The organism is Desulfovibrio biadhensis (assembly GCF_055388615.1).
Genome location: NZ_AP042477.1, coordinates 1,626,098 through 1,648,578, shown reverse-complemented (window position 1 = coordinate 1,648,578; position 22,481 = coordinate 1,626,098). Strand labels below are relative to the sequence as shown.

At 58.2% G+C, this 22,481-nt stretch carries 15 protein-coding genes; 6 read left to right on the top strand and 9 right to left on the bottom strand.

What is annotated here, in order from left to right; translation table 11 throughout:
• The first annotated feature begins 2 nt into the window (after positions 1–2).
• Complete coding sequence (pyrF, locus tag ACZ5EH_RS07180) at positions 3–719, top strand: orotidine-5'-phosphate decarboxylase (protein ID WP_464277442.1); 717 nt, start codon at positions 3–5, stop codon at positions 717–719.
• Here pyrF and ACZ5EH_RS07175 read toward each other — a convergent pair.
• Positions 709–1,197, bottom strand: coding sequence for a hypothetical protein (locus ACZ5EH_RS07175; RefSeq protein WP_464277441.1), 489 nt, complete (start codon positions 1,195–1,197; stop codon positions 709–711). The genes pyrF and ACZ5EH_RS07175 overlap by 11 nt on opposite strands.
• A 163-nt stretch (positions 1,198–1,360) precedes the next feature.
• Between ACZ5EH_RS07175 and ACZ5EH_RS07170 the strand changes: the two genes are divergently transcribed.
• On the top strand, positions 1,361–3,007 hold the full coding sequence (locus ACZ5EH_RS07170) for an OmpA family protein (RefSeq protein ID WP_464277440.1): 1,647 nt from the start codon (positions 1,361–1,363) through the stop codon (positions 3,005–3,007).
• 1,791 nt (positions 3,008–4,798) lie between these two features.
• Here ACZ5EH_RS07170 and ACZ5EH_RS07165 read toward each other — a convergent pair.
• Both ACZ5EH_RS07165 and ACZ5EH_RS07160 read right to left on the bottom strand, forming a co-directional pair.
• A complete protein-coding gene (locus ACZ5EH_RS07165; RefSeq protein ID WP_464277439.1) occupies positions 4,799–7,408 on the bottom strand; it encodes an ABC transporter permease in 2,610 nt (869 codons plus the stop codon).
• A complete protein-coding gene (locus tag ACZ5EH_RS07160) occupies positions 7,405–8,136 on the bottom strand; it encodes an ABC transporter ATP-binding protein (protein ID WP_464278276.1) in 732 nt (243 codons plus the stop codon). The genes ACZ5EH_RS07165 and ACZ5EH_RS07160 overlap by 4 nt, the downstream gene beginning before the upstream one ends.
• A gap of 115 nt (positions 8,137–8,251) precedes the next feature.
• On the opposite strand from ACZ5EH_RS07160, the gene ACZ5EH_RS07155 reads away from it, so the two are divergent.
• Entirely contained in the window at positions 8,252–8,824 is a 573-nt protein-coding gene (locus ACZ5EH_RS07155) for an arylesterase (RefSeq protein WP_464277438.1), read from the top strand.
• Between the two features lie 1,601 nt (positions 8,825–10,425).
• Here the strand turns inward: ACZ5EH_RS07155 and ACZ5EH_RS07150 are convergent.
• The 4 genes from ACZ5EH_RS07150 to ACZ5EH_RS07135 form a co-directional block, all read right to left on the bottom strand.
• Positions 10,426–11,475 carry a DUF3859 domain-containing protein gene (locus tag ACZ5EH_RS07150; protein WP_464277437.1) on the bottom strand — a complete coding sequence of 350 codons (1,050 nt, stop codon included), beginning with the start codon at positions 11,473–11,475 and terminating at the stop codon, positions 10,426–10,428.
• A 1-nt stretch (position 11,476) separates the two neighbouring features.
• Complete coding sequence (locus tag ACZ5EH_RS07145) at positions 11,477–15,085, bottom strand: tetratricopeptide repeat protein (RefSeq protein WP_464277436.1); 3,609 nt, start codon at positions 15,083–15,085, stop codon at positions 11,477–11,479.
• A 26-nt stretch (positions 15,086–15,111) separates the two neighbouring features.
• A complete protein-coding gene (locus ACZ5EH_RS07140; protein ID WP_464277435.1) occupies positions 15,112–16,116 on the bottom strand; it encodes a sigma-54 interaction domain-containing protein in 1,005 nt (334 codons plus the stop codon).
• A 158-nt stretch (positions 16,117–16,274) separates the two neighbouring features.
• Positions 16,275–17,534, bottom strand: a complete 1,260-nt coding sequence (locus ACZ5EH_RS07135; protein WP_464277434.1) for an aminopeptidase — start codon at positions 17,532–17,534, stop codon at positions 16,275–16,277.
• A gap of 197 nt (positions 17,535–17,731) precedes the next feature.
• Here ACZ5EH_RS07135 and ACZ5EH_RS07130 point away from each other — a divergent pair, with 197 nt between their 5' ends.
• A complete protein-coding gene (locus ACZ5EH_RS07130) occupies positions 17,732–18,580 on the top strand; it encodes a hypothetical protein (protein WP_464277433.1) in 849 nt (282 codons plus the stop codon).
• Positions 18,581–18,776: 196 nt separating this feature from the next.
• Complete coding sequence (locus tag ACZ5EH_RS07125; protein ID WP_464277432.1) at positions 18,777–19,325, top strand: DUF3421 domain-containing protein; 549 nt, start codon at positions 18,777–18,779, stop codon at positions 19,323–19,325.
• Between the two features lie 81 nt (positions 19,326–19,406).
• Here the strand turns inward: ACZ5EH_RS07125 and ACZ5EH_RS07120 are convergent, their stop codons facing one another.
• Positions 19,407–19,898 carry a YajQ family cyclic di-GMP-binding protein gene (locus ACZ5EH_RS07120; protein ID WP_464277431.1) on the bottom strand — a complete coding sequence of 164 codons (492 nt, stop codon included), beginning with the start codon at positions 19,896–19,898 and terminating at the stop codon, positions 19,407–19,409.
• A 145-nt stretch (positions 19,899–20,043) separates the two neighbouring features.
• On the bottom strand, positions 20,044–21,474 hold the full coding sequence (locus ACZ5EH_RS07115) for an MATE family efflux transporter (RefSeq protein WP_464277430.1): 1,431 nt from the start codon (positions 21,472–21,474) through the stop codon (positions 20,044–20,046).
• 264 nt (positions 21,475–21,738) lie between these two features.
• On the opposite strand from ACZ5EH_RS07115, the gene ACZ5EH_RS07110 reads away from it, so the two are divergent.
• Complete coding sequence (locus tag ACZ5EH_RS07110) at positions 21,739–22,467, top strand: class I SAM-dependent methyltransferase (protein ID WP_464277429.1); 729 nt, start codon at positions 21,739–21,741, stop codon at positions 22,465–22,467.
• Positions 22,468–22,481: the final 14 nt, after the last annotated feature.

Genomic DNA, 22,481 nt, shown 5'->3' with positions numbered 1-22,481 from the left:
GCATGACCAAAAGACTGACCATGCCGCTCAATGAACGCTGTATTGTAGCCCTGGACCTGCCTGCTTTTGCGCCGGCCGCAGAAATGGTGGAACGCCTGCGCCCCACTGTTGGGTACTTCAAGGTAGGGTTGGAGCTTTTCCTGGCAGAAGGATTTGCCATGGTGGAGCATATTCTCGGGCTGGGGTGCAAGGTCATGCTGGATCTGAAATTTTACGATGTGCCCAATACTGTGGCCGCGGCCGTACGCCAGGTTTCCGGCAGGGGCGCTTCCCTGGCCACGCTGCACGGCGAACGCGCCATTATGCAGGCGGCGGCTGCCGCCGCAACGGACAGCGGCTGCGACCTGCTGGCCGTCACGGCCTTGACCAGCCTTTCTCAGGAAGATCTGAACGCTATGGGCTTTCCCGGCAACCTGGAAGACCTGGTGCTGCAGCGTGCGGCCCTGGCAAAGGAATCCGGCCTGGCCGGCGTGGTCTGCTCCCCATGGGAGGCTGCACGCATACGTAAGGAATTGGGCTGGGACCTGCGCATCGTCACCCCCGGCATTCGTCCCGCCGGCCCGGTGGGAGACGATCAAAAGCGCATTGCCACCCCTGGAGACGCCATCCGCAACGGTGCGGATCACATCGTGGTAGGCCGCCCCATTTGCAGGGCGGAAGACCCAGCCGCGGCTGCAGCGGCAATACTCGAAGAGATAGATGCGGTGCTCACGAACTGAGCGCCTCAATCTTTGCGAGCAATTCGCCGAAATCGCCAAAGATGTCGCGATCTGCATCGAAAAGGCGCTGGTTTGCGGCAACATAGGCCGCCACGGGTAAAAGTTGTGGCAAAAGCGGCATCACCCAGCCGCGGTGCGTCCGCAATGCGCTTTCCAGCAACCGTAAAAAGCAGCTGGCTGCGGAGGACGCGTCATCCTGGACAAGCACCTCGCTCCCAGCCACATAATCCGCAAAACAAACGAAATAATATTGAAAAGCGGCGCGCGGCATGAAGGAAATCTCTTCGGCGCGCTCGATCACGTTGGCAGCAAACAAGGGGTGCGTCTGCGCCGCGTCCTTGCCGTAAAACACCTTGTACGCCCACTGCGCATCCAGGTCCCCCTCACGGCCGCCCCAGTCCTCTTCCGTGGGCGGTGCTTCCGGAAGCACAGTAGCCAGCCCGGCCCGCAAGCTCTCCTGTAATTCCCTGTTTCCCATGCGCCACCTCAGATAAGACACCACCGGCGCCATAGCGCCCCTTGCAACCTGCTTTGCAAAATTTCCGTCATCCTGTATGGTGATATATAATGGCATTATCCGCCGTTTTAGGCTATATTAAGAGCACGATTTTCACCGCATCGCTTCATTCAGGGAGGGGGCCATGCGAACCAATTTTCGCTTGCTACTGACTATACTGGTATTGGCGTTACTGTTTGTTTCCGGTTGTGCAGGGGGCGCTCACAAACCCAGCACTGCCAATCTTACAGAATCACCTGGAAATATTGCGAATCTCGACGCGGATCATGATGGCGTGCCCGACCAGAGCGACGAATGCTCGGCGACCCCCGCCGGCCTGGAAGTGGACGCCTTTGGCTGCCCCGTGCCGCTGTACATGCACGTCGTGGTGCCCCATGGACCAGAAGCCCCCCTCGACGCTGCAATGCTTGCAGAACAACTGAAACGCATCGCAACCCTGCTGCGGACAAATACCGCCACCGCCCTGGTCATTCAGGGGCACACCGCGCCAGGTGTTTCTCCGGAAAGCGACCAAGCCCGAAGCCAAGTTTGGGCCGATCAGATCGGCAGCGCTCTTGTCAATCAATACGGCATCCCCAAGGCGCGTATCAGCACCCAAGGGTTGGGCGCGTCACGCCCCATGGTTTCCAACGCCACCGCAGCAGGCCGCCGCCGCAACCAGCGCCTGGAGCTGACCCTGACCGGGCATTACGCCGCGCTGGATAAGAAATTCACCCCCATAAATAGTGAGCAGAAAATAGCCGCGGCCGCAACGGTGCAAACGCCACTCCCCGCAGACTCGCGCAATACAGCCTCCAGGCTTGCCCCAAAAGCTCCCAAAGCGTCTCCAATCACCGCTTTTGGCGCAGCCAAACAACTGCATTTCGACTACGGCGGCACGGATTTGATCTCCCAGGACGAAAGCACGCTGCAACAACTGGGGCAATTTCTGCAACAGCACCCCGCCACCCGAATATCCCTGGTGGGGCACACCGATTCCAAGGGATCGGAAGCCTTCAACCTGAAACTTTCGCAGCGGCGCGCCCGACAGATCAAAGAGATGCTTGTAGCGCGTTATGGTGTAGCTGCATCGCGCATAGACACCAATGGTAAAGGGGAAAGCGCCCCCATTGCGGATAATGCAACTGAAGCAGGGCGGCTGGCCAACCGCCGGGTGACCGTGACGCTGCAAGCTACCGACACCGCCCCTGTCGTGGCGGCAGCAGCCAGCGCGCCCACCGTAGCCACCACTGCAGACATGCCCCAAACCGCCACAAAAACACGCGAAATACCACGAACCATGCAAGAGGCGGCTTCCGCCACGGAAACCCCGCTCGCGGCGCTGCGCCCCAATGCCACGTACCGCATCAAGATCAGCGTCAAGCAGTGCAAGCTCTGGCTATACGAATTAGGCGCGGATGGAGCGGAAAACCTGGTACGCACCTATACTGTCGCCACCCCCCGTCCTGGCTTGCGCGGGCCAGAAGGCCTGGGCACCATTACGCGCATCGATTTCAACCCCTGGTGGGTGCCCACTGCCAACCTGAAACGGGCTGCACTGCGCAGGGGCAAGCGTTTGCCGGACAGGGTGCGCCCCAGCAGTCCCGCCAACCCCATGGGCAAATTCAAAATCCACCTTTCCCATGGCGTAGCTCTGCGCATCCATGGCACGAATCAGCCGCGTCTCATCGGCCAGCGCGTTTCTGCGGGGTGCATCCGCATGCGCAACGAGCAGGGGCTGGAAATGGCCAAGGCCGTCAGCGTGGGCACGGAAGTGCTTGTGGTGGACTGATACCTTGACGATTTGAAGAGGAAATACTGAATGCCCGCCTGCGCGGGCATGACAGATAGCAGGGGCGCTACTCCCGGCAAAAGCTCCAGGGCCCCGGGAGTCGCAAACACAGACCAAACGCAAAGCAATAACAACGCTTCACCACACTACAAACTGACTGTCATCCTCGCGGAAGCGGGGATCCAGGTTCTGCCTTGCGCCGTAAAAGCTCGCACAGCCAGCACATGTGGAAAAAATACTGGATGCCCGCCTGCGCGGGCATGACAGATAGCCAGGGGCGCTACTCGTGGCAAAAGCTCCAGGGCCCCGGGAGTCGCAAACACAGACCAAACGCAAAGCTATAACAACGCTTCACCACACTACAAACTGACTGTCATCCTCGCGGAAGCGGGGATCCAGGTTTTGCCGTTGCGCCGTACAAGCTCCCACAGCCAGCACATGCGAAAAGAAAATACTGGATGCCTGCCTGCGCGGGCATGACAGATCGCCAGGGGCGCTACTCGCGGCAAAAGCTCCAGGGCTCCGGGAGTCGCAAACACAGACCAAACGCAAAGCTATAACAACGCTTCACCACACTACAAACTGACTGTCATCCTCGCGGAAGCGGGGATCCAGGTTCTGCCTTGCGCCGTATAAGCTTCCCCAGCCAGAACATGTATAAAGATAATACTGGATGCCCTCCTGCGCGGGCATGACAGATAGTCAGGGGCGCTACTCGCGGCAAAAGCTCCAGGGCCCCGGGAGTCGCAAACACAGACCAAACGCAAAGCGATAACAACGTTTCACCACACTACAAACTGACTGTCATCCTCGCGGAAGCGGGGATCCAGGTTCTGCCTTGCGCCGTATAAGCTTCCCCAGCCAGAACATGTATAAAGATAATACTGGATGCCCTCCTGCGCGGGCATGACAGATAGTCAGGGGCGCTACTCGTGGCAAAAGCTCCAGGGCCCCGGGAGTCGCAAACACAGACCAAACGCAAAGCAATAACAACGCTTCACCACACTACAAACTGACTGTCATCCCCGCGGAAGCGGGGATCCAGGTTTTGCCGTTGCGCCGTACAAGCTCCCACAGCCAGCACATGCGAAAAGAAAATACTGGATGCCCGCCTGCGCGGGCATGACAGGGAGCCAGGAGCGCTACTCCCGGCAAAAGCGCCAGGGCTCCGGGATTCGCAAACACAGACCAAACGCAAAGCGATAACAACGTTTCACCACACTACAAACTGACTGTCATCCTCGCGGAAGCGGGGATCCAGGTTTTGCCGTTGCGCCTATAAAATGCTCACAGCCAACGCATGTGAAAAGATAATACTGGATGCCCTCCTGCGCGGGCATGACAGATAGTCAGGGGCGCTACTCGTGGCAAAAGCTCCAGGGCCCCGGGAATCGCAAACACAGACCAAACGCAAGGCGATAACAACGCTTCACCACACTACAAACTGACTGTCATCCCCGCGGAAGCGGGGATCCAGGTTCTGCCTTGCGCCGTAAAAGCTCGCACAGCCAGCACATGTGGAAAAAATACTGGATGCCCGCCTGCGCGGGCATGACAGATAGCCAGGGGCGCTACTCGCGGCAAAAGCGCCAGGGATTCGCTAACTTCAGACCAAACGCAAAGCTATAACAACGCTTCACCACACTACAAACTGACTGTCATCCCCGCGGAAGCGGGGATCCAGGTTTGCCTTTGCCCTTACAAGCTCCCACAGCACATGTAAAAGATAATACTGGATGCCCGCCTGCGCGGGTATCCAGCTTTTACCGTTGCGCCTTTGTATATCCGCCCCTACTCGTTCCGCAGCACGGGCCAGGCCTTGCGCCCCAGCACACTGCGGATGCCAAGCATACCCAGCCCCAGCGTGGCAATGACCCCGCCTATACAGACAACGGCCAAAGGCAGGGGCAAAAAACGCCACTCACCGTGCATGACAAAGTGGATGAAGGCCCAGGAGATGGCGCTGCCCAGCAATGCGGCAAGCAACGCCGTGCCCGCGCCCATCAGGATGAACTCTGTGGCTAGCGCGCGCACGATGTCCCAGCGCGTAGCCCCGAGCACCTTGAAGAGCACGGCCTCATAGTACCTGGAGCGCAATGTTGCGCGCAGGGTCTCGGCCAGGACCAAAAGTCCTGCCAGGAGCGTGACAGCCGCAGTGCTGCGCACAGCCAGCCCTATGGCGTCAAAAATGGCGCTGACATCACGCAATACATCCTTGATATAAATGGCCGTGACTTCAGGAAATTCCGTGACTACAAGATCAAACACGGGGTCCTGCACAGCGCTCACATCCTCGCTGTGCCCATCCTTGCTGTACACAGTGGCGATGTAGGAATACGGAGCCTTTTCCAATACGCCGGGCGAAAACATCACCGCATGGTTCAGGGCCAGGGTTGTCCACTCCACCTCCCGCAAGCTGGCTATGGTGGCCGTAACGTTGCGCCCCAGAATGTTGATGGTCAGCGTATCACCCACACCTATGCCGAAACCGTCCGCCAGTCCCTTGGTAAAGCACATCAGGGGCGGTCCGGAGTAGTCCGGCGGCCACCACTCCCCCGCCACGATATTCACCTTGTCCGGCTTTTTGGCGGCAAAGGTCAGCCCGCGTTCGCTGCGGATGGCCCAGGCGCTCTCCGATGATACATTGGCTTTTTCAACGGGGGTGCCATTTATATCCACTATGCGCCCCCGCAGTGAAGGTTCCGACTCAAAACGCGAAACACCCGGGATGGCTTCAATGGCATCGCGAAAGGCGGTTATTCTGTCCTTTGGTATGTCGATGAAGAAGTAGGTGGGCGCTTGCTCCGGCATCTGCTGGTTGATGAGGGTCAGCATGTTGCCGTCGATGAGCGCCACCCCTGCCAGGGCGGAAAGCCCAAGCCCAAGGGAGAATATGACATCTGGCGTACGCGCGCCGGGTCGATGCAGGTTGCCTATGGCCTGGCGCAACCAGATGCGCCGCGGCTTGGGAGCAATGGCGGCCAGACGCATAAGCCCCCATGCGGCCAAACGAAACAGGGCCGCGCCAGCCAGAGCGCCGCCAGCAAATCCCAACACCAGTGGCAGATCCCGGGTCATGCCCCAGGCAAGGATGAGCATCAGCACCAGCACGGCCAAGGCAATCAACCAGGCCGCGTATCCATGGCGCTCTCCCCGGGGATCGGCATAGCCGCGGAAAAGACGCGCCGGTGATATCTTGCCTGCGCGCTCCAACGGCCAGACGGCAAAAAGCAAGGCCGTGAGCAGACCAAACCCCAACCCGCCGGCCAGGGGCAAGACGGCCAGCCCCTGGAAGAACGCGGCGCCGGCATCCATGGAAAGGCCAAGGGTGCGGAACAGAAATTCCGCAGCAACCCGGGCGGCGATCAGCCCGCCAATCAGCCCCATGGCGCTGCCTGCAAGGGCCAGAAAGAGCACCTGAAACAGATATGCCGCATATATCGTGGAGCGTTCCGCGCCCAGGCATTTCATGGTGGCGATGGCCCTGGATTTGGTTTCCAGGTAACTGCGCACCCCGTTGGCAACGCCGATGCCCCCCACCAGCAGGGAAATGAGCCCCACCAGGAGCAGGTAGCGTTGCAAGGTATCCATAAACCGTCTGAGCGAGCGCCCCGACTGGGTGTAGTCGCGCACCCTGGCGCCGCTCTGTCCAAACGTATCGCGAAACTCCTGGGCCAGAGCCTTCACCTGCTCGTTCGCCCTGGGCGCGCCAGCAGGGGGCGGGTTGAAGAGCTTCAACTTGTATACATAGTAGACCACCGTGCCCGGAGCCAGCAGACCAGTGGCGGGCAGGCTTTCGATATTCACAAAAACCCGGGGGCCAAGGCCAAAGAACTGCGCCGCCTTGTCGGGCTCATGCTCCAGTATGGCGCGTATGGTGAACCGGGATTTGCCGATTATCAGGTCATCGCCCACTTCCAGGCCCAGCCGCGCCAGTACGCGGGAATCGACCACTGCGCCCCATTTTCCGTTCTCATTGGCAAGGGCCTGGTGAAAGTCGCCCCCCCCTTGCAGTTTTACTGCACCATAAAGGGGGTACGCCTGCCCCACTGCCTTGAGCTCGGAAAGCATGGAGCGCTGTACTGCAGCTTCAGCCTTGCTTTGGTCGGCAGCGCGGACCATTGTCCTCAGCCGCGCCAGACGGGAGACTTCACCCCGTTGCGAGAGCCAGTCCTGCGCGTCCTGGTCCAGCTCTATATGGCTGCGGGTGACGGCGAGATCGCCCCCGAGTATGGCTTTGGCGTCCACGCGCAGGCTGTTGTCCACGATGGCTGCCACTTCGCCCACAGCAGCGACGGCGGCCACGCCCAGTGCCAGACATGTCAGGAATACGCCGAAGCGCAACAGCCCGCCGCGCAGTTCGCGCCGGGCTACGCGGGCGGCAAGGTGTAATCGCATCATGAAATGAGCGCTCCTTGCACGTCCGCCTGCTGATCGTGACATTTACCGTCCTGCATCTGGACGATGCGACAGAAATCGCCGGCCAGGCGTTTATCGTGTGTTATCAACAGCATGGTAGTCTTGTACTTGTCCTGCATGTCAAACAGCAGGTCCATGACCTTCTGCCCGGTTTCCGCATCCAGGTTGCCTGTGGGTTCGTCCGCCAGCAGAATGGAAGGATTGGGCGAAAAGGCGCGGGCAATTGCCACACGCTGCTGCTCGCCCCCCGAAAGCTGCGCCGGGTAGTGGCTTGCGCGGTGCTCCAGCCCCACGGCGGCCAGCCCCTGACGCGCACGCTCCAGGGCGTTGTCCACACCAGCAAATTCCAGGGGCAGGGCCACATTTTCAAGAGCCGTCATGGCGCCCACCAGGTGAAATGCCTGGAAAACTATGCCTATGCGCCCTCTGCGGAATCTGGCCAGGCCGTCCTCGTCCATGGTGGACAAATCAGCACCGTCCACCACCGCCCTCCCCGAAGTGGGGCGCTCCAGACCGGCTATCAGCATGAGCATGGTGGTCTTGCCTGAGCCAGAGGGCCCGACAATGCTCACGGCGTCACCGCGGGCAACATGCAGGTCCACCCCTTTCAATACGTTGACCGGGCCGCTGGCCGCAGGTAATGTAAGATGTATGTCATCCAGAGCCACAGCAGTTCCCGCAGCTGTACCATCAACGCCTGTATCCCCCATGTCTGGGGCGGTCGGTATAGTTTGCTTGGTAGTGTTCATATTTCTTTTCTACATCATTATTGGCACAAGGCAAGACGCGTGGGCCAGTGACGCCACAACATCCTCGGAGACGCCCGTGAAAATTCTGGCCCTGGGCGACAGCCTGACTGCCGGGTATGGCCTGAATCCCACCGAAGCCGTGCCTGCCATTTTGGAAGATTTGCTCAAAAAGCAAGGTTACAACGTGACCATGATTAACGCCGGCGTATCCGGAGACACCTCCGGCGGGGGGCTCGGGCGTCTGGAGTGGTCCCTGGCCGACGAGCCCGATGCGGCTATTGTGGAGCTTGGCGCCAATGACGGGCTGCGGGGCATGCGTGTTTCCCAGATGGAGGAGAACCTGGACACCATCCTCACGCGGTTGCAGGACGCAGGGGTAAAGGTGCTCTTTACGGGGATGGGCGCCCCCCCAAATATGGGGGAGGACTACGCGGCGCGCTACAACGCGGTTTTTCCCCGCCTGGCGGAAAAGCACAACGTGGCCTTCTACCCGTTTTACCTGGAAGGCGTGTACATGAAACAGGGGCTGACCCTGCCGGATGGCCTGCACCCCAATGCCAAGGGGACACGCCAAATCGCCGAGAACCTGCTGCCCTACGTCAAAGACCTGGTGGAACAGGTGCTGCAGGAACGCAAAGAGACGCAGTAGCCTTGCCAAAGGGCAAAACAGCCCTCCTTGTGATCCCCGCCCTTTGAAACACGGACTGGATGCAAAGCATCACCCCCCTCATACATAGTAAAAACTGTCATCCCCGCGGAAGCGGGGATCCAGGTTCTGCCTTGCGCCTACAAAATGCTCACAGCCAACGCATGTGAAAAGAAAATACTGGATGCCCGCTTCCGCGGGCATGACAGATAGCCAGGGGCGGTACTCGCGGCAAAAGCTCCAGGGCCCCGGGATTCGCAAACACAAACCAAACGCAAAGCGATAACAACACTCCACACACTACTAACCGGCTGTCATCCCCGCGAAAGCGGGGATCCAGGGTTGCCGTTGCGCCTTCAAAGTGCTCGCAGCCAGCACATGCGAAAAGAAAATACTGGTTGCCCGCCTGCACGGGCATGACAGATAGCCAGGGACGTTACTCGCGGTAAAAGCTCCAGGGCCCCGGGATTCGCAAACACAAACCAAACGCAAAGCGATAACAACACTCCACACACTACTAACCGGCTGTCATCCCCGCGAAAGCGGGGATCCAGGGTTGCCGTTGCGCCTTCAAAGTGCTCGCAGCCAGCACATGCGAAAAGAAAATACTGGTTGCCCGCCTGCACGGGCATGACAGATAGCCAGGGACGCTACTCGCGGTAAAAGCTCCAGGGCTCCGGGAGTCGCAAACACAAACCAAACGCAAAGCGATAACAACGCTTCACCACACTACAAACCGGCTGTCATCCCCGCGGAAGCGGGGATCCAGGTTTGCCGTTGCGCCTATAAGTTCTCACAGCCAACACATGTATAAAAATAATACTGGATGCCCGCCTGCGCGGGCAGGACAGATAGCCAGGGGCGCTACTCGCGGCAAAAACTCCAGGGTTCCGGGAGTCGCAAACTACAGACCAAACGCAAAGCGATAACAACACTTCACCACACTACAAACCGGCTGTCATCCCCGCGGAAGCGGGGATCCAGGTTTGCCGTTGCCCCTACTAGTCCTCGCACCCAACACATGTACAAAGATAATACTGGATGCCCGCCTGCGCGGGCATGACAGATAGCCAGGGGCGCTACTTACGGCAAAAACTCCAGGGTTCCGGGAGTCGCAAACTACAGACCAAACGCAAAGCGATAACAACGCTTCACCACACTACAAACTGGCTGTCATCCCCGCGGAAGCGGGGATCCAGGTTTGCCGTTGCCCCTACTAGTCCTCGCACCCAACACATGTACAAAGATAATACTGGATGCCCGCCTGCGCGGGCATGACAGACTGCCAGGGGCGCTACTCGCGGCAAAAACTCCAGGGCTCCGGGATTCGCAAACACAAACCAAACGCAAGGCGATAACAACGCTTCACCACACTACAAACTGACTGTCATCCCCGCGGAAGCGGGGATCCAGGTTCTGCCTTGCGCCGTACAAGCTTCCACAGCCAGCACATGCGAAAAGAAAATACTGGATGCCCGCCTGCGCGGGCATGGATGGTGCTGGTAACAATAAATCACCCTTTAGCAGAGCAAGGGCGAAACGCCTAAGATGCCCAGCAGAAAGGAAAATTCAATCGAGCGGTAAGAAAAGGGGCGAGGCTGGCGCTATTGCGCCACAGGAGCGTTGGCGGCCAGCCATTGCTTGACGGCAAAGGCGCTGCCCAGGTGTGCCACCTGGCTGTCCACTTCGGGCATGCGCTTCCACGCCGCCCCTTGCACCCGTTCGTCAACGGAAGGGTGGAAATAAACGCGACTGTCGAGCTCGGGCGGATTTTTGGAGGCGTTTTCAGCCACAACAATGATTTCCGGATAGGCATCGCCACCGATTTCGGTGAAGCTCACTGCCAGCACGCGGAGTCCGGGCTCCCAGGCCTGGATAGGGGTGAGCAGCCGGCCGCTCATATCGCTGATGCCCAAAGCCGCACCCTGATCATTGCCCAGGGTCAGAAAGCAGGCCTTCTCCCTGTCCGGCAGGCGCAGGGCAAAGCTGTGTTCTTCCAGCAGTCTGGCGCTGGCCACCTCGCTCCCTAAATCATCTGGCGAGGCCTTCAACACCACCAACCGGCATGTCTGTTGCGGGGCGCCTTGCAACAGCGCAAAGCCGCTGTCCTTGCGCACAAGCTCAAGGCTTTGCGCGGCAAGCTCTTTGCCCTTGAACAGCAACACAAAACGCCAGACGCCAGCAGGTGCATCCTCCGGCGCGTTTGGGGGCACCCGCTGCAATTGCACATAGGGCTTTCCGGGTGTGACCAGCCGCTCCACGGTATAGGAGGTCAGGGGATCGGCTTTGGCGGCGTCAGTGGATTTTGTGGATTTTACGGGTGGATGCTCCACGCGGATTTCCAGGAGCACGCTTTCCACACCTTCTGGAGCGGCAATCTTGTAGCGAATGCCAAAAAGTGTTTCCGGGCGGGCAGGTACCTTCTCGGTTTCTTGCACCAGTCGGGGCTTTTTGAGCTGCCCCATGGGGTCGCTGCCATCCTGGAGGGGGCCGCGGTCGAGAACGCCCCCGTAGATCCCATGGTCCAGTATCTCTGCCGAGACACCGGAAACGGATACCTGCTCTTGCGCGGCTTCTAGGGCTTGGGGCATGGACGGCAGCAATACAAAAGCCACCAGCAATACGACCAACGGGGCGGTTACAGCTCTAATCATGCTAGATATCTCCGGCGGTTGGCGTAAACTGACGTGCGCCCTGCTCTATCTTGCGGGTTTGCAGTTCCGAGGCGGCCATACGCCCGTATAGGGAGTTGGGCTTGTCGCGGATCAACTCTTCCAGAATGGCGCGCCATTTCTCATTGTCCGCCAGCTGGCGATAGAATTGCGCCATCTGGTAACGCAGGGCCGGCCACTCGGGATCGTTCTTGTTGATGTAGCGGGAATACTCGATGGCCCATTTCAGGGCCTCCCGGGTGCGCCCCGTGGTTTTGGTGACGTCCATCAACAATTGCAACAAATCCTTGATCTTTTCCTGGTCGGTATTCTTGTCCAGAAAGATGCCCAGGCTGGATTGAGCCAGTTCAAAGGCGCGCTTGTAATCTTCGTTGTCGCGTGCTTCATGGGCCAGAAAATACTGGATATAGGCCTGCTGCGCCGGGTCTATGCCTTCACGGTCCACCAGATTATTCCATAAGGGCGCGCTTTTAGCCGACTGGTCCAGGTTTTCATAGGCAAGGGCCAGATTGTACTCCATTTTCTGTTTGACCTCAGGAGAAATGTCCCAAAGCTGGGTGCGTTCCGCCAGGTCGGTCAAACACTCCCAATTCTGGCTGTCCAGACAGATGGACATTGCCAGCATGAGAGCGTTTTCCGAATGCCTGGGCATGGCAGCGCTCTTGAAAAACGGGTCCAGCATGTCGCTGGCGGCAGTTGTCTCTCCCGTCTTCCACAGGGCATTCGCCAGCCCGATGCGTGTTTCAGGAGCAAGATCGCCCTCCTGACTTTTAAGCAGGGGGCTCTTGTCCCACATTTCCGTAATACCCTGGTAGTTCTGGTCGGCCAGGTATTGTGACACCAGCTTGTCAAAGGCCTTGAGCGCAACCTCTTTGGCACTGTCTGTCAGCTTGCTGCCAGGAAAACGGGTGCCGAACTCATCCGCCGCGGCAAGGGCGTCCTGCAACTTCTCGTTCCACAAATACCACATGGCCAGCTTCAATTGCGCAAGGGGCGCCAATTCACTGTTGGGGTACTTCTCCACAATCATTTTATACACATTGGCCGGCCGCTCCGTATACGGGCGGTCGAACACGGTGAACATGTCCTGCACAGTGGGTTCATCATACACGCCCTGCTCAGCCAGGCGCATCTTGGCTATAAGCCCCCCCTCTTTCTCAGGATATTTTTCAATGGCCATGTCATAGACTTCTTTGGCCGTCTTTACGTCGCCAAGCTCCAGGTAGATGTCGCCCAATCGGGCCAAGACAACGTCGGCGCCCTCCGCGTTGGGGTCCATGTTGTAATAGGTCCAGTAATTCAGCTTGGCCTTGTCCAACATCCCAACGCGGTAGTTCACATCGCCATAAAGGCGCAACAAGGGCGGAAATTCCACATAATAACGCGGCCAGCGCTTTTCAATGTAGTCCACAAGTTCGCGGGCCTGTTCTTCGTATCCCAGCTCATTGAGGGAGCGAGCCAGCCCGACCGAGGCCTCGCGGACATACCGGTTGTCCGGATATTTTTGCACAATGTACTGGAACTGGTCGGCAGCCCGCTGAAAATCGCCATGGTCGTAGTAATATTGCCCCCAGTAGTATTTGATGAGGGGAATGTGGGGGTCATCGGGGTAGCGCTTTTCAAGAATATTGAAATAGGCCCTGGCCTGTTGCGGGCTGTCCACCTTGAGATTGAGCTGCCCGAGTTGGAACAGCGCGTCCGGCACCCGGGGGGATTCAAGATTGTCGTTCATCGCCTGGGTATAGGCGTCCTGAATCTTGGCGTAATTCTCACGGGGTGTCTGGCGCGACAAGGCGTACAATGCGTCCGCATAAGTATAGAGCACATCCCCCCGCATCTTCTTGGGCAACTTGGAGTGGTCCTTGATTGCAGCAAGCATGTCCACAGCCGGCTGGTATTCTTCATTGGCCAGGGAAGCACGGGCTTGCAGCAAGACAGCCTCAAAATCTGGCGGCGCATTGGGATCAGGCTCGCCTGATTCCGTTGTCTGCACATCACTTGCCGGGGCAGGCGCTTGTGGGGCAGGCTCCGAAGCGGCCTGGGGGGCTTGTTCCTGAGTTTGTGCAGGCGCGGATTCGGCCTGAGTGGGCGCTTCTGGTGTATCTGCAGGCGGTTTGCCTTCTATCATGTCCTCGGCAAGGCGCTCCTCTTCCGGCGCATCGATCTGCTGCTCGATCTGCTCCTGCGCCATTTCTTCTTGGGCTCCAGGCTGCTGTGGCGGCGCTTCCTCCACGGCTGCAGGGGCAGGGGGCGGTGCTTCCTGATTTTCCACTTGCACCGGTGCCGAACGCTGCGCGGGCGCTTCCACCGGTACAGGAATCTTTGTATCCGGGGGGGCCATGCGCGCCCGAAGATTGTTCGCCTCCTGCGGGGGCGCTGCAGGCTCCATCCGCTGCGGGGCCTGGGTCTGTTGCGCGCCCTCCACTTCGACAGGGGGCGCCGCATTATTGCCAATGCTCTGACGCACAGTATGCGTGTCTTCTGCCGCGTAAACCACAGAAGGCGCAAAGATCGTTCCGTCCAGCCAACTGGTAGTGTCCGCCCCTCTAGGAGTAGTGCCGCTGTCCGAACTGCCCTGCCCTGCCTCAGGCAGCTTCTGCGGCGTTGTCACTTCTTCGGGCCCTTTGTGCTGTATACGTGCACGATAGGTGTAGGGCACCGAAAAAAAGTGATTTTTCTGCTGGAGACTACCTTGTTGCGCTGCAGGTTGCTGCGCTTGCGTCTGTGGCTGCTGCGCCGTTTGCGGTGCAGGCGTCGCCTCCTTCTGCACTTCCTCGAATTCCTTGCGCAGAGATTCCAGCGTCTGCCCTTCTTGAGCCGGCTTTTCCACAGACGCAGTCTTTCCGGTAGGCGCAGTCTTTCCGGTAGACGCAGTCTCTCCGGTAGGCGCCGAAGGCGCAGCAGGGGCAGGTTCCGTGGCAGCCTGCTCAGAAGAAGGAGCCGTCGGCGTCGCTTGCTGCGTTGCTGGCGCCTGGGGCTGCGTGGCTGGCTGTTGCGCTACAGGAACCGGAGGCGTTGCAGGTTGTGCAGGCGCTTTTGGCGCGGGCGAAGCCGCGGCGCTCTGGGAGTCCTGGTCCCCGGGCTTCCACTTCGCGCCGATGGGATCGGGAAAGATGTCGATGACCAGCTTGCCCCTGTCGCGCAGAGGAAACTGAATGTACCCTATTGCGTTGGTTTTAAGGGTTATGCGTAAGCCATCCGGGGTGGAGAAGACGTTTCCCAGGTAGTCCGCCGTGTTGAAAATGTTCGGTTTGGGCTTTTCGTGCTCATCCCAATACCCGGGGGGTAGGTAAAGGGTCAGTTCCTTTTCCCCCGTGCGTTTGACACTGTAACTCGGGATGGTTTCGTCAAAAACCACCACAAGGCGTTCTTTGTCCGGATGACGCCCCCAGTAGTGGGAAACGGCAAGAGCCGAGCTTGGCCAGATCAACGCCAAGGCCAGCGCCACCAACGCGGCAACCCCCGCCAGGGCGAAAACGCCAGCGGATACACAGGTTATTACAGGCTCGCTAAAGGGCCAAAAATTGCCGGAGCGGATTCGTTCGGTCATAACGCCGATTTTATTTGCAAGTATTGTGCTAGCGTCTGGCATTGGCGCCCCCCTCGAGGGGATGCGACTCACTCGAGATTCTTCTTTTTGAGTTTCTCGATGAGCGTCGTACGCTTGATGCCCAGGATCTCTGCAGCCTGGTTCTTGACGCCGTTCGCCATTTCCAGAGCTTCGCGGAGAAGGTTTTCCTCGACCTTGTCGAGAAATTCCTTGAGACCCGGACCGTGGGTGGAGAGATCTTCCAGCGTGGGCCAGGCAAATCCCTGCCGTACATACTCGACGACAGGTTCAGGCGGCAGTTCCACACCAACTTCTTTGATAATCTTGTCAGGAAGGTCCTCCGTTTGGATGCAGTCTCCTTCACAAAGAATGCACATGCGCTCCATGAAATTTTCCAGCTCCCGGACATTGCCAGGCCAGGAGTAGGCAGAAAGAATGCGCAAGGCTTCCGGACTGAGACGCAGTGGACCTTCCAATCTGTTGAGCCGTTTGAGGAAATGTTCCGCCAGCAGCTTCACGTCGCCGCCGCGATCGCGCAGGGGCGGTAAATGCAGGGGGATGACATTCAGGCGGTAAAAGAGGTCTTCGCGAAAACGCCCTCCGGAGACTTCGGCCTCCAGATCACGGTTGGTGGCGGCGACAATGCGCACGTCCACCTTTTTGGCGCTGGTGCCGCCTACACGCTCGAATTCCTTTTCCTGCAGCACACGCAGTATCTTCACCTGCAGGCTCAGGTCCATCTCACCGATTTCGTCCAGGAAAACGGTGCCCCCGTCCGCCAATTCGAAACGCCCTGCCCTGGAACGCACGGCATGGGTAAAGGCGCCCTTTTCGTGGCCAAAGAGCTCCGACTCCAGAAGCTCGTGGGGAATGGCGCCGCAATTTATGGGAATGAAAGGCTTATCGTTTCGCTGGCTGTTGTTGTGCAGCGCACGCACGAGAAGCTCCTTGCCTGTGCCGGATTCGCCGGTCACTAGCACGGTGCTGTCTGTTGGCGCTACCTTTGCCAGTATCTTGAATACATCTTTGAGTGCTTTGCTCTCGCCGATGATGGATCCGCTATCGAACTGCATCGGCCCTCCAAAAGGCCTGACGTAAGGGGATTCCCGCGTCTTTTCCTTGATTCTTGCTGTCAATGAAATGACGCAAAGTCAAGGGGCGAGACACATATTTTTTAAAAAAAGTTTAAAAAAATGCAAGTTTTTGCTTTTCAGCACCCAAAAAAGGGAGATTAAAACACAAACTGCCCATTTTCATAAATGAGTTCACGCCCCCCACCTTCCAGCACCGCGTAGACTTCCCGCGGTTCATTGCTGACCAGGTCCCAATGCAAGGCGGAGTTGTTGAAGCCCAACTCTGCAGCCACTGCATTGGAAAGGGGGTGCTGCCCGGAGTAAGCCGCCGCATCCGCCTGCCCCATGGCGATGTGAAAACTGCCGTGCTCGCCGCCCAGATTCTCGTCAAAAAGCGGTGAACCCATAAATTGGTCAATGGGCGAAAAGCGCTTATCCACCAGGGCGAATTCACCAACCTTGTTGGCGCCGGGGTCGATCCGCAACTTTTCCACGGCCATGGAAGCACCGTCCGCAGCCGTGGCCTCTACGGCTTCTCCATACCGAAATGTCAGGCGCAGGCCTTCTATCCGTGTGCCATAGCTAAAGGTGGGGGCATTGGCGTAAAACGTTCCCTCCACCCCTCTCCAGTCCGGGCAGGTAAAGACTTCGAAACTGGGTATGTTGCGCCCTGTAAAACCTTTCCAGACACGACGTTGCCCCAGGCGCACCAGCAGGTCGCTATTTTCGGACTGCACGCGCAATGATGTGATGGGCATGGCGTTCAGCGCGTCCGTCACATCGTCCATCTTGCGGCGCAATAGCTTCCAGGTGCTCAAGGGCGTCCCCGTATTGAGCAGGCACCCCACTTCGATTCTGCGGGCGTACTCTTTAAGGCTCATGCCGGCCGCCCTGGCGCCACCCTTTGAAGGGTAAAGGGCAACGGTCCAGCCAAAGCCGCCGCTTTGCTCGCGCCTGAAAAGCACATCCTGCAAGCTTTTACTCCCACGCTGGGCGATGTTGCATAATTCAGGGTCTATATCGTCAAAAGCGTCATAGGCCTGGGGCGCCAGAATCCTGATGCTGCCCGCCAAAGACGCATACAGTTCACGCTCGCCGGGAATTTCCATGAGCAGGCGCTTTCTGTTGGCCTGCAGCAGATGCTCCCGCTGCATCCTGACTGTCGGCTCCATACGCGGCACAGGGACCTGCCCCGCAACGTGCAACGCTGCGACGACTTCCTCGGCAAGGGGCAAGGCCTCAAGATCATACTGCACCAGCACCAGGTCGCTTTTTTTCAGGGGCTCCTTGCGGGCCTCGTTCAGGGCCCACAAAAGCAGCGCTGCGTATTTTTCCATGGTGTCCTGATCGTAGCGCCACAGGGAATCTGCAGAGACAGCCGCAGTCAGCCGTTCCGGATTTTCGGGAGATTGGTTCATACCCAGTAGATAAGTCAGGGGGGCATACTTGGCAATTGCCGCCTTCTATAATGGGGAATAGAGCCTGTCGATTTACTGACAGATGTTCGCACGAAACCGCCCTTCATCTCCTACGCCTGGCTTGCTGCGTTGCCAGCGGCTGACTGGCATGGATCATGCTTCGCTCTGCGCGATTACCATACTTACAGGGAACCACCATGAACAGAATCCACTCATGCCTCTGCTCCTGCCTGGTCGCCACCGGACTGGCTGTTTGCTTTTTTGCCCCTGCCCTGGCCCACGCAGCCACAGAAAGCATCACCGTGACCCATACCTATGTCATGGGTGACAGTGAATCCAAGAACGAGGCGCGCGCCAATTGCCTTGCCGAGGCAAAACGCCGCATTGCAGAACAGGCAGGCGCCTATGTGGAAGTGATGAGCAAGACCCGCAATTTCCAAATGGAAGAGGATGAGGTGCTTTCCTTTACCGCGGCCCTGGTACGTGTGACCGTGGACCAGGAAGACGTGAAGATGGACGGGGGCAATCTGGCCATAACCCTCACCGTGACAGGCGAGGTGGACCCGGACACCGTTCAGGAGCGGATGGACGAATTAGCCGCACGCAGAGTGGCTGCCATGGATAAGCCCGCCATCGCGGAACAGCCTGCGCTCTCTGCCTCTCCCAAACCTCAGGACCTGACGCCACACACCGTCACTGCACAGGAAAGCACGCGCCCTGCACAGGTAACGCCTGTTGCCACAAGAACCAAAGATCCATACGCCGCGAAGAACCGCCTGCAACGCAGCCTGGAAGAAGACACCAGGCTCTGCGTAGCCCTTACCGAGAAAGGCATGGCCAGAAGCGAAGTGGAACACCTGCTGGGCAGGCCCCGCCTGATCAGGAAAAACAGCCGCCTGGGGTATAGCGGCGCCAAATACGGCAACGTATGGGTCGTCTACAATGGAGACGAGGTCGCCTGCGTACGCAGCCGTCTGGAGAACAACCCTGCAGCCGGTGGCGATATCCACTGCCGCGGCTTTGCCTTTAATTTCGTCACACGATGAAATAATTTTTTTTGTTTTACCCCGCCTTAACCTTATTCATACCTCACAGATAGCATTTTATTTCGTATTTTCAGTTGCCTATAGGTCAGATTTTACCTTATAGGGCTGGCCGGCAATAATGTATTGCGCCAATGTCCAATGGCAGGTTGTAGATGTGCCTGGCGTTGCCAGGGACCATCAAACGCTGAGGTTAACGATGGATTTTACCAACTTGTTTTCGACAGTGGTCAGGGGCATGCGTTTCATCTCTAAACAGCACACCACCCTTATTCTTCTCACTTTTATGCTGCTTTCTCCTGCTGCAGCCTTGGCAGGATGGGTAAGCGCATGCGATGGCCAGGTACCAGCAGGGGCAGAACCCCAAGGCTACGAGGCTTCCGGCGAATCGCTCTGGATTGCACGGGCCAGGCTGACCACACGCGGGCAGTATTCCGGCGTCCACCCGGGCAAGATGCGCCCCGGCTTTCATGCCGCAAATATTCCATGGGGAGGCAGGGAAATCATTGCCAAATGCTATGATGTCTGGGTCGGACCGGGATACTGGGTGCCTGCTTCTGGCGGCAATGTGCCGAACTGCGCCATGGCAGGGGGCGAGGAATCAAACGGCGAGCCTCTCTACATTGCCCGCGGCATGATCAAGGGCGGCCTGCATATCGGCAAGGTCCGTCCAGGTTTTAACGGCGCCAACATCTCCTACGGGGGCAAAGAGCTGACGGTTCGCAATTACGAAGTGCTTTGCCGCTAGAAAGATACCATAACAGCCTAAGCGGCACACAGGGGCAAGCCGGCCGTCTGCAGCCGGCCAGCCCCTTTTTCTTGTCGCGTATCAGCTCTTCATGTTCACGAACTGCAGCGGCACTTCCAGGTCCTCGTTGTTCAGGACCTTGATGACGCTCTGCAGATCATCGATTTTCTTCCCCGTCACGCGGACCTGCTCATCTTGAATCTGGGTCTGTACCTTGAGTTTCTGGTCCTTGATCAACTTCACAATGCGCTGCGCCGTGGGCTTGTCTATACCTTCCTTGATCGTAACCTGCCCTTTGACCTGTCCTTTGCTGGTAGGCTCCGGTTCGGCGAAATCAAAGACCTTGGGATCCAGTTTCCGGCGGATGGCCTGACTCAGCAGCATGTCTTTCAGGGCGCGAAACTTCATCTCGTCCCCAGTCAGCAAGCTGATGGCCTTGTCCTTGCGGTTCAGGTCGATCTCCGTGGTCACCCCCCTGAAATCATAGCGGGTGCCCAGTTCCTTCTTCACATTGTTCACGGCGTTATCCACTTCCTGCAAATCTACCTGGCTCACGATGTCGAACGACGGCATCAGTCCTCTCCTTTCTTTTCCTGCATCCGGGCAGCATGCATGGCGCTGTGCCCGTATTGAATACGGCATGTTGTTTACAAGTGCGGCGTATAGTCAAGCACATTGCCTTGCCTTATGGCAAGTTGCCCCCGCGGGTACGCCGGTGTCAGCGCTCTTCCTGCAGAGCAATACTGCGCTCCCACTCGCCTACCACACGCATGGTGCGCCAGGCGCCTTTGCGGTAGCGCGCCCCGAGTATGATGCTGAGCCCCAGAATATAGCTGGTGAAAAACAACCAGGGCGCCAGAATACCGCTGCCCGCCACCTCAATAGCAAGATACACCGGAATGACGATGACGAACAGGGCCATGCAGGCCATGGCGATCATCACGAACCGCGTATCTCCCGCACCTTTGAGCGCACCGTAGAAAATCATGACAAAGGCATCAAAAAAGCTGTAGATCGCCACAAGCCGCAGAAGCATAACCGTTATTTCCTGAATAGGGGCAAATTCCCCCGGGCTCATGCCGCGGGGCATGAACAACGCGGAAAGCGGCTTCGGCAAAAAGATGAACACAAAGGCAAAGCAGAACATATACGCCACTGTCATGTGCAGGGTGTTCATGGTCACACGGTGGGCGTCATCCGGCGCTTCCCGCCCCAGGGCCTGTCCCACCAGGATACTGACGCCGATGGAAAACCCGATCATGGGCAAGAACGCCAGGGAGTTCAGGGCAAATACGATATTGGTGGCGGCCAGTTCCACGGTGCCAAGCCGTCCGACCATGAATACGAAAAAGGTTACGGCGAATATATCCACAAAAAAATGAACGCCCCCTGGCATACCGTAGCGCATGAGCCGGCCGAAGAGCTCCTTGTCAAAACTCATGGCTGCGCGCAAAATTTTGGCCTGCTCATTTTTTCTGCCAAAAAGCAGCCACGCATAGGCGGCGAACATGACGCCCCAGGCGGTGACGGTAGCCAGTCCGGCTCCGGCAATGCCAAGCTCCGGCGCCAGGGGCAGGCCAAAAACGGAAACGCCATTGATAAGGGCGTAATCCAGGGGGATATTGACCACCGTACCCAATACGTTCACAAGCATCACGGTACGGGTGAGCCCGCGCCCTGAATAATAGCAGGAGAGCACAACCTGGAGCACGACAAGGCCATTACCAAGCATCAGGATGCGGAAGTAGGTGTCTTCCAGCGCCCGGACACCGGGCGGGTGCCCGGCCAGATCGAAAAGTCCTGGTCCGAGCAGGGACAAGGCCGCCAGCAACACACCCGAAGCACAGGCGAACCAGATGCCCTGCCACAACGAATGGGCCACGCGTTCCGGCCGCCCCATGCCGGTGTATTGGGCGATAAAGACATTCACGTACTCGCCCGTGCCCATGAAAAAGGACAAAAACATGAAGGCAAGCACTCCGGCAGGCATGGATGCGGCAATGGAGTCCAGGGAGTAGCGCCCCAAAAAGAGCCTGTCCGTAAACTGCATCAGCGTTACTGACCCCATGCTGACAACCAGGGGCAGACTGACGCGCAATACATCGCGGTAACCGTTCGGTTCTGTGAACCGTTGAAAAAAACGTGGCATGTTTCGAATCTCGCGGGAACGGGTAAATTCCGCCCCTATTTTTAAGGCTTTTGGCGGGCAGAGAAAAGCAGGCGTTATTCGCAAGCGCTTGCCTTGTCAACACAGGCGATTGACAATGAGGCATTGTACTCTCGTCATCCAGTTTTGTCCTCCCTTCTTATTACGCTTGCATCACAGTTACGTGTAAGGCATAATCCGTGTCACCAGAAAGGATACTCGTAGACACTATGTGTGATCATCCTTTTTGTAGAGGTACCACGCACTATGCCAAGTATTGATCTTGAAAACGGTCCAAAAGAACCCTTTTGCGTCGAGCTGCTGGGCAAACGCTGGGAGCTCGAGCGCTACGGCGACCTGGAAAGCCTCTGGGAGGCCATGGGCGAGGACGAATCCACCGCCCATGAGCTGTTTGGCGATGACGAACGGCTCCCCTACTGGACCGAGCTCTGGCCGTCGAGCATGCTGCTCGGCGAATGGCTGGGGCGCAAACGTCAAAGCATAGAGGGCAGGCGCTGCCTCGATCTTGGATGCGGCCTGGGGCTTACGGCCCTAGCAGGCGCCAGTTGCGGCGGGTTTGTACTGGGCATGGACTATGAGTGGCCAGCCGTTTTCTTTGCCAGGCGCAACAGCCGCCACAACGCGGTGAACATGCCATCACCGCCCATGTGGGCGCAGATGGACTGGCGCGCGCCTGCTTTTATACAAGGCGCATTCCACTGCATTTGGGGGGCGGACGTCATGTACGAGCGCCGCTTCATCGAGCCCGTCGCCGCCTTTCTCGAACACACCCTTGTTGACGACGGCATCGCCTGGATAGCAGAACCAAGCCGTGCCTTGTATGCCGATTTTGCCCGCCGCATGCAGGACGCAGGGTGGCGCTGTCAAAAAGTGCATAGCGCCAAAACACCACACGTTACCGCTCCCGGCCCACCAGCCGGGGTGAACATCTGGGAGCTTGCCCGCCAGGCTTCCGGCAATCGGCGCTCAAGCTGAGCGCCCTCTTTGGG